The following is an 8,441-nucleotide window of genomic DNA, read 5'->3' as shown; positions in this document are numbered from 1 at the left end:
ACACGTCGCTCACCAACTCAACGATCGTCCACGCAAAACGCTCGACTGGGAAACCCCAGCCGAGCGTCTGCGTGATCTACTTACCCGCTAAAAGCAGGCAGTGTTGCGACGACCCCTTGAATTCACCGTGGCGACGGGCCCGTTCGTGTGTGCGGAGTTGGTGACTCCCATGTTCAGCCGAGGCTGAACGGCTTGCCCCACAACGTCAACCAGGTGACGACACTGTCGGTCTCGACCTCGACGCTGATGAACGACCGCGCCTGCGCGTAACCGGCACAGCCGTTCAGGCCGATGGTCTCGTCGGCCCAGGTGACCGAGCCGCTGCCGCCCTTGAAGCGATTGCGCTTCTTGTGCGACTCGTTGCCGAAGTCGTCGGCCACTTCCTGGTCCAGGACGTAGAACGACTGCGACTGGCCGGGGCCGAGGGTCAGGTTGCCGCCACTGTTGGCACCGACGCCGCCCTTGACGGTGTCTCCGCTCCAGTCGGCCGTGCCTTCGACACCACCGCTGACGCCGCCGCCCGCGATGTTCACCTGACAGCCGACGGTGTAGCCCGGGAAGATCTTGCCGCCGGCATCATCGGACACCTCGACCTGGGCGCTACCGGAGACCCACGCATTGCGATGCAGCGGCGTAGATCCCATGGACGGGTTGATGTTGGCAGATTCGCCGACCAGGCGGATCGTCACGACGGTGCCGTCGGACAGCGTCTTGGAGATCTCACCTCCCGGCAACGGAACGAAGGTATCGGCGTGCGCCGCTCCGGTGGACAACAGACCGAGGGCGATGGTTGTCGCGGCACCGACACCCGCCACCTTGGCCATGTTTTTACGGTTGATCATTGGTTTCCCTCGAGGTTTGAGTTCGCTTCAGCGAGAAGAGTTTTCGTTGGATTCGACAGACGTCAGCCGATGCTGAACGGCGCACCATAGAGGGTGGTCTTCGAGTAGTGGTCACCGATGATCTCCACGACTGTGTAGGAACGCGCTTGCGCATAACCCGCACAGCCCTGGATCTCGATTTCGGCATCCTGATACTCGACTGAATAGACGCCTGGTTTGAGAACGTCCTTCGAATCGATCGAAACGAACTTGACATCACCGGGGCCGAGATTGAGGCCGATCGAACCGCCCAGACTGCCACCGTCGAGGCTGACGCCGCCCGAGAGACCCGCGGAAATCGCGTTGTCGGCGATGCTGACCTGGCAGCCGACGATGTATCCGGTGGTGAGTGCCGAAACACCATGTGTCGAGGAGTTATTGGTGCCCGGAGCGTTGGTTGCGCCATTGGTGGGGCCAACCTCCCCCTCCGGGGTCACCGAGATATCGGCGATGGCGTTGCCCGATACCCAGACGACGCGACCAGCGCCGTTGGCGGCCAACGATGGTGAAATGAGCGCGCGCTCGGCAGTGTGCCTGATAGTCACGCCTGGACCGAACTTCTGGCCGTCCGGCAACGGCACAAAAGTATCGGCGTTGGCAGCGCCGCTCGACAAGAGTCCCATAGCCACAGTTGCGGTGGCGGCGGCGCCCGCTATACGGACACCGCGTCGCAACAGGGCGGGGTGGTTGTTACTCATACTTCCCCTCATCAGGTTCTAGCGGTCGGTCTCGGGGTTTGCCGAGGCCGAAAAACTCCCTTTCAGGTCAGCCGAGCGTGGCGGATTGGACTGTCCACCATGGGAACTGCCGACCATCTCGTTGATGAACGATCTTGGGGTTCCAATGTTATTTGTTTCCGTCATTTCTCTCAGGAAATTCGCCCAAGTGACGCCGCACCGGTCCGTTGCCCGATACGATCGGCGATCATGTTGGGCACCAAAGGGTCTGCACACGAAACGGGCCCGTTGCGAATGCAACGGGCCCGTTTCGTGTGCAGCGGGTCAGCTACCCGCGAAGACTCAGCCGAGGCTGAAAGGCTTGCCCCACAACGTCACCCAGGTGATGACATTGTCGGTCTCGACCTCGACGCTGACGAACGCGCGCGCCTGGGCGTAGCCACCACAGCCGGTCAGGCCGATGGTCGAGTCGGCCCAGGTGACCGAGCCGCTGCCGCCCTTGAACTTGTTGCGCTTCTTGTGCACCTCGCTGCCGAAGTCGTCGGCCTGTTCCAGGTCGAGAATGTAGAACGACTGCGACTGGCCGGGGCCGAGGGTCAGGTTGCCGCCACTGTTGGCACCGACGCCGCCCTTGACGGTGTCGCCGCTCCAGTCGGCCGTGCCTTCGACACCAGCGGAGGCGCCGCCGCCCGCGATGTTCACCTGGCAGCCGACGGTGTAGCCCGGGAAGATAGACCCGCTGCCATCGCCGGACACCTCGACCTGAGCGCTACCGGAGACCCACGCATTGCGGTGCACCGGGGTGGAGCCCATGGACGGGTTGATGTTGGCAGACTCACCGACCAGGCGGACCGTCACGACGGTGCCATCGGACAGTGTCTTGGAGATTTCGCCACCCGGCAGCGGCACGAAGGTATCGGCATTCGCCGCGCCGGTGGAGAACAGGCCCATGGCGATGGTGGCAGCAGCACCGACACCGGCCACCCGCGCCACGTTCTTACGGTTGATCATGTTTTTCCCTCAGGGGTTGAGTTCGCTTCCGCGAGAAGAATGTTCGTGTGATTCGACCGATGTCAGCCGATGCTGAACGGCTGCCCATAGAGGGTGGTCTTCGAGTAGTGGTCGCCGACGATCTCGACGACGGTGTAGGAACGCGCCTGGGCGTAGCCCGCGCAGCCCTGGATCTCGATTTCCGCATCCTGGTACTCGACCGAGTAGACGCCCGGCTTCAGGATGTCCTTCGAGTCGATCGAAACGAACTTGACTTCACCGGGGCCCAGGTTGAGGCCGATCGAACCGCCGAGGCTGCCACCGTCGAGGCTGACGCCGCCGGAGACACCGGCGGAGATCGCGTCGCTGGCGATGCTGACCTGGCAACCGACGATGTAGCCGGTGGTGAGCGCCGAGGCGCCGTGGGTCGAGGAGTTGTTGGTGCCCGGGGCGTTGGTCGCGCCGTTGTAGGGGCCGACCGTTCCTTCCGGAGTGACAGCCACGTCGGCAATGGCGTTGCCGGAAACCCAGACAACGCGGCCGGCGCCATTGGCGCTCAGCGACGGCGAAATCAGGGCGCGCTCGCCCGTGCGGTTGATGGTGACGCCTGTACCGATCTTCTGGCCGTCCGGCAACGGCACGAAGGTATCGGCGTTGGCAGCACCGGTGGAAAACAGGCCCATGGCCACGGCCGCGGCAGCGCCGACGCCCGCGACGCGGACACCGCGGCGCAGACCGATGGTGCGGTTCTCGCTCATACTTCCCCTCATCAGGTTCGAACAGTCAGCCTCGACCATCGAGGCTGGACGGTGGTCCTCTCAGGCCCAGCTCAGTTTGTGCTTCATTTGTTGCCGACTTGTAACCGGCTGTTATTTCGGCGCAAAGCTCCAGCCGGCCAGGAACCGAGCCCAGGTTCCGCCAGTTCGGCGCGTACGCGCCGAACCAGGCCCGCAAGGTCCAGCATGTGGGTGGCTCCCGGCGAACACTAAACGTTCGGTAACGGCGAAGCAACGTAAGGAATCGTTAATATGAATGTGATGTAGATCACGAAAGCTGACATGCACATGTAGCTTGACGTGCATAAATAGCTGGAAAGTGTCTCGTTTTGAGCACAAATAGGGGCTGTAGGCGCAGAGAGGCCGCCCGTCAAATACGGGCCAAGACCGTAAGTAATCGCCAAAATACATTCAGCCGGAAGCAATCACAGGTGGACAACGCCGATAACCGACCGTTATACGTAGCTGGGCAGTAGATGGGCCTCAGCCGTGGTGTGGCGGCACCTGTTCGCGAAGCCAGTCATCGGAGGGCGAACCCACCTCGGAATCCTGGTCGCGTTCGTCGCGCGTGGTGTCCGGCAGCGCGTCACCGAAGATTTTGTTCAGACGCGCGGAGTCCCTCGCCCGGCGCACGGCCGGGCGAGGGTCCTCGGAAGAATCCGGCGCCGGAATTATTCGGCCAATCCGGACAGCTCACCGATCACTCGGCTGGCAAGCGGACCGAGGGTGGCCATGCCGTCGCGGATCGCCGACCGCGTACCGGGCAGGTTCACCACCAGGGTGCTGCCCGAGACACCGGCGAGACCACGCGACAGACCCGCGTCGAGCGAGCCCGCCACCCGGCCGGAGGAGCGCAGCGCCTCGCTGATGCCGGGCAGTTCCCGGTCCAGCACCTGTGAGGTGGCCTCCGGCGTGACATCGCGCGGGGACATTCCGGTGCCGCCGACCGAGATGACCAGGTCGACGCCGCCGATCACCGCAGTGTTCAGCGCATTGCGGATCTCCACCTCATCGGCCTGAACCGTCACCGAAGCGTCGACGAGGAAACCCGCCTCGGTCAGCAGCTCGGTAACCAGTGGACCGAGCGAATCCACACCTCCATGCGCCGTTCGATCGTCGACGACCACCACAAGTGCGCGCCCAGCCACCGGAGTATCGATTTCCATGGTGCTCACCGTAGCGTCCGCATCCAGAAGCCGGGCGCCCACGCCCACAAGCTCTGCGTCCATCGCGAGCAGCTCGGCGTCGACGGCGAGTCGGGGCGTCCAGCCGCCGGGCAGCACGCGCATCACCGGCCACCGCTCGCCGGCGCGCCGGAGAGGGTTACCTCGACGGTCTTGGCGTTGTTTCCCTGTTCGTCGGTGTAGGTCACCTTCACCTTGTCTCCTGGCTGATGTGAGCGGACCGCGGCGATGAGCGCGTTGCCCGAATCGATGGGTCGGTCGTCGAGCTTGGTCACGACCGCGCCCGGGGGAATGCCCGCCTTGGCGGCCGGGCCGTCCGGAGTTGCCTCCAGTACGCGTGCCGCGGTGTCCTGCGGCCGCAGCTTGATGCCGAGCTGCGCATAGGTCGCGTGGCCGGTCTTGACGAGTTCGTCGGCGACCCGGCGGGCCTGATCGACCGGAATGGCGAAGCCGAGGCCGATCGAACCGCTCTGCTGGCCGGGCTGCTCGCCCGCGCCGAGGCTCGCGATCGCGGTATTGATGCCGATCAGCTTTCCGCTGGTGTCGACGAGCGCACCGCCGGAGTTGCCCGGGTTGATCGCCGCGTCGGTCTGAATCGCGTCGATCACGGGATTGACCGAGGGATCGGGGGTGCCCTCGCCGTTGGTCGACACCGGCCGGTTCAACGCGGAGACGATGCCCGTGGTGACCGTGCCCGCCAGGCCGAGCGGCGACCCGATGGCGATGACCGGCTGACCGACCTGAAGGTTCGAGGAGGCCCCCAGCTCGATCGGGGTGAGACCGCTCTTGCCGTTGACCTTGATGACCGCCAGATCCGACACCGGATCCGCACCGACCAGGGATGCGGGCGCGGTGCTTCCGTCGGAGAAGACCACTTCCATCTTGGCGTTGGCGCCGCCACCGGCAGCCACGTGATTGTTGGTGAGGATCAGGCCGTCGGAGGACAGCACCACGCCGGAGCCCTCCCCCTCGGCCCTGTTGCTCGCCACCTTGATCATCACCACGCTCGGCAGCACCTTCTGCGCCACCGCCTGGGTGGAGCCCGCCGGGGTGTTGACCACGTTGTTGACATTGGGCTTCGGGGCATCGAGGGCGTTGGTCACGGCGGTGTGCCCGGTGTCCGACCGAGTGACGAGCGCGCCGACCGCACCGCCGACACCACCGCTGAGCAGAGCGAGCGCCACCGCACCTGCGACGAGCCCGGTCCGGATCGGCGGCCGCGCCGGTCCCGGATTCGGTTGCGCCCCGAAGGCCGCGCCGGGCATCCCGCCGGGCGGGATCGGCGGATCGAACGAGGACGCGTTGTACTCCTGACCGGATTCATACCCGGGGAAAGGCTGGGTCTGATGCGCTGCGGTCTGATGGGGAGCCGTCTGATGCGGCGCGGACGGATAGTACTGCGGCTGCGGGCTGGACCAGGGCGGCCGCGCATACGGCGAACCCGGCTGTCCCGAGGCCGGGATCTGCTCAGTCGAATGAGAGCCGGTGGCGGCGCCGGCAGCTGCCGGCTCCCCCTGCTGGTCCTTGGCATCCTCGCTCATGGTTTCTCGTTTCTCCTCACGTCTGCCGACCAGCTTGGCGGCGACGGCTTAGAGCGGACTGAGACCCCGCTATCAGTTGGCCGAGATCTTCCGATCCATCGGCTACTGATCGCGTTCCTCGGTGGCAGCACCCGCACCGGGCGCACCACCTTCACCAGGTAACACGATACGGATCAGCGCGCCACCGCGCGGCGAGGTATCGATGGTGATCGTGCCACCGTGCTTGGTGACCACCTGCTTGACAATGGCGAGACCGAGGCCCGAGCCCGGCATCGAGCGCGAGACCGTTGTTCGATAGAACCGCTCGAAGACCAGTTCGCGCTCATCGGCCGGAATGCCGGGACCTGCGTCGTCGACGGCTAGCTCGAGCAGCCCACGTCCGGCCTCGCGCATGGTGACATTCACCTGAGCCCCGGCCGGACTCCATTTGGCGGCATTGTCGAGGACGTTGAGGATCGCCCGCTCCAGCCCCGCCTCGTGGCCGTACATGAACCACGGTTTCAGCTCGGCAACGAACTCGATCGAGCCACGCCGCCGTCTGGCCCGTTCCAGCGCGCGCTCGGCCACTTCGCCGAGATCGATGCGGTCGTAGACGGTTTCGGGTGCGTCCTCCCGTGCGAGATCGACCAGGTCGCCGACCAAGGTGGACAGCTCCTCGATCTGCCCCATCACATCCGTACGCAGCCCGGCCATGTCCTCCTCAGGAAGCGCGGGTGCGCCAGGACGGCTGGAGGCGATCAGCAGTTCCATATTGGTGCGCAGCGAGGTGAGGGGGGTGCGCAATTCGTGCCCGGCATCGGCGACGAGCCTGCGCTGCCGGTCGCGCGACTCGGCGAGGGCCCGCAGCATGGTGTTGAAACTCTCGGTCAGCCGGGCGAGTTCGTCGTCACCGGTGACGGGAATCGGCGTCAGGTCGTCGGTGCGGGCCACGCGTTCGGTCGCCGCGGTCAACCGTGCGATCGGGCGCAGGCCGGTACGGCCGACCGCGGTGCCAGCCGCCGCCGCGAGCACGACGCCACAACCGCCGACCACGAACAGCAGCCACGCCAGCCGGTCGAGCACCTCGCGGGTCGGCTGCAGCCGCTGCGAAATGATCAGCGTCGCACCGGAATGCGTCGGCATGGCAAGCACTCGCTGATTGCTCACGGTGCGCAGCGACGAGGCGAGTACGCCGTCCGCGACGGCGAACTCCTGACTGCCGACCGGCGGAATCGTCTGCTGTGGTGGCATGTAGGGCTTGTGGTCGGGGAAGACCAGCGCGACGCCTACATCGTTGGAATACAGCCCAGCCAGCACGATCGATTGGAAACCGAGGCTCTCGAAATTGTTGTTGATCATCGTGGCGGCGCGGGCTTTCAGCTGCGCGTCGACATCGGCGTACAGCGCGCGCGCCACCATCGCGTAGGCCGCGATCGAGGTCACCGCGACCGCGATGGCCACCACCGAGGCCGCCAGCAGCGTCACTCGCCAGCGCAGCGAGACCGATCTGGTCAACGGCATGGGCGGGCGCATCTCCGCGGAGTCCAGCGGACCGAGCGCGGCGACGGCGGGTCGCTTGGGAATTGAGCGGGCCATGATCCGGCGGCCTACGGAGGTGTTTCGCGCAGGACGTAGCCGACGCCGCGCACTGTGTGGATCAGCCGCGACTCGCCCTCGGCCTCGGTCTTGCGGCGCAGGTATCCGATGTACACCTCCAACGCGTTGCCCGAGGTCGGGAAGTCGTAGCCCCAGACCTCCTCGAGGATGCGACTGCGAGTCAGCACCCGGCGCGGATTAGCCATCAGCATTTCCAGCAGTGAGAATTCGGTGCGGGTCAGGCTGATCGCGCGTTCGCCGCGCGATACTTCGCGCGTCACCGGATCCAGCGACAGGTCAGCGAACGTCATCGTCTCCGACATCTCGCCGGCATCGGTGGTCCGCCGACGCAACAGCGCCCGCAGCCGGGCAAGCAATTCCTCCAGCGCGAATGGCTTCGGCAAATAATCGTCGGCACCGGCATCGAGTCCAGCAACCCGCTCCGATACCGAATCCCGCGCCGTCAAAACCAGAATCGGCAGATCATCTCCAGTACTGCGCAAGCGTCGGCAAACTTCGAGCCCATCCATCCGCGGCATCATCACATCGAGCACAAGTGCATCGGGTCGCTGCGCGGCTGCTTTCTCCAACGCATCGACACCGTCTACCGCGAGGTCGACGGAGTAGCCGTTGAAGGTCAGCGACCGGCGCAGTGATTCACGGACGGCGCGATCGTCGTCGACTACCAGAATGCGCATGCCACCAGTTTGACCGCACCGACTGAGAGCCGACTGAGAGGGCAGCTTCCGACACGCCGCGTCAGGCTCGTAGGCGGCCCATGAGCAACACTGGTCGATGGACCAGCACCTTTCGTGAC

General features: G+C 65.3%; 8 protein-coding genes. All 8 read right to left on the bottom strand.

Features of this window, described 5'->3' with window-relative positions:
• Window positions 1-173: 173 nt before the first annotated feature.
• Entirely contained in the window at window positions 174-842 is a 669-nt protein-coding gene (locus tag ACLMAL_RS30975) for an MspA family porin (protein ID WP_328406303.1), read from the bottom strand.
• 62 nt (window positions 843-904) lie between these two features.
• Window positions 905-1,579 (bottom strand): MspA family porin, encoded by a 675-nt coding sequence (locus ACLMAL_RS30970; protein ID WP_412002304.1) that lies wholly within the window; start codon window positions 1,577-1,579, stop codon window positions 905-907.
• 321 nt (window positions 1,580-1,900) lie between these two features.
• The gene (locus ACLMAL_RS30965; RefSeq protein ID WP_412002303.1) at window positions 1,901-2,569 is read right to left on the bottom strand and encodes an MspA family porin; all 669 of its coding nucleotides are present in this window, start codon (window positions 2,567-2,569) and stop codon (window positions 1,901-1,903) included.
• Between the two features lie 62 nt (window positions 2,570-2,631).
• Window positions 2,632-3,306: an MspA family porin gene (locus ACLMAL_RS30960; protein WP_412002302.1), complete on the bottom strand. Its 675-nt coding sequence runs from the start codon at window positions 3,304-3,306 to the stop codon at window positions 2,632-2,634.
• A gap of 689 nt (window positions 3,307-3,995) precedes the next feature.
• Complete coding sequence (locus ACLMAL_RS30955; protein WP_328413430.1) at window positions 3,996-4,490, bottom strand: molybdenum cofactor biosynthesis protein B; 495 nt, start codon at window positions 4,488-4,490, stop codon at window positions 3,996-3,998.
• A 122-nt stretch (window positions 4,491-4,612) separates the two neighbouring features.
• Complete coding sequence (locus ACLMAL_RS30950; RefSeq protein ID WP_412002301.1) at window positions 4,613-6,049, bottom strand: S1C family serine protease; 1,437 nt, start codon at window positions 6,047-6,049, stop codon at window positions 4,613-4,615.
• Window positions 6,050-6,151: 102 nt separating this feature from the next.
• Window positions 6,152-7,624, bottom strand: coding sequence for an ATP-binding protein (locus ACLMAL_RS30945; protein ID WP_412002300.1), 1,473 nt, complete (start codon window positions 7,622-7,624; stop codon window positions 6,152-6,154).
• Between the two features lie 11 nt (window positions 7,625-7,635).
• A complete protein-coding gene (locus tag ACLMAL_RS30940) occupies window positions 7,636-8,322 on the bottom strand; it encodes a response regulator transcription factor (RefSeq protein WP_412002299.1) in 687 nt (228 codons plus the stop codon).
• Between the last annotated feature and the right edge of the window lie 119 nt (window positions 8,323-8,441).

The sequence above is a fragment of the Nocardia sp. CWNU-33 genome, assembly GCF_046764895.1.
Lineage (GTDB): Bacteria > Actinomycetota > Actinomycetes > Mycobacteriales > Mycobacteriaceae > Nocardia.
The sequence above is the reverse complement of the archived record's forward strand: the minus strand, read 5'-3'. Positions and strand labels throughout refer to the sequence as shown.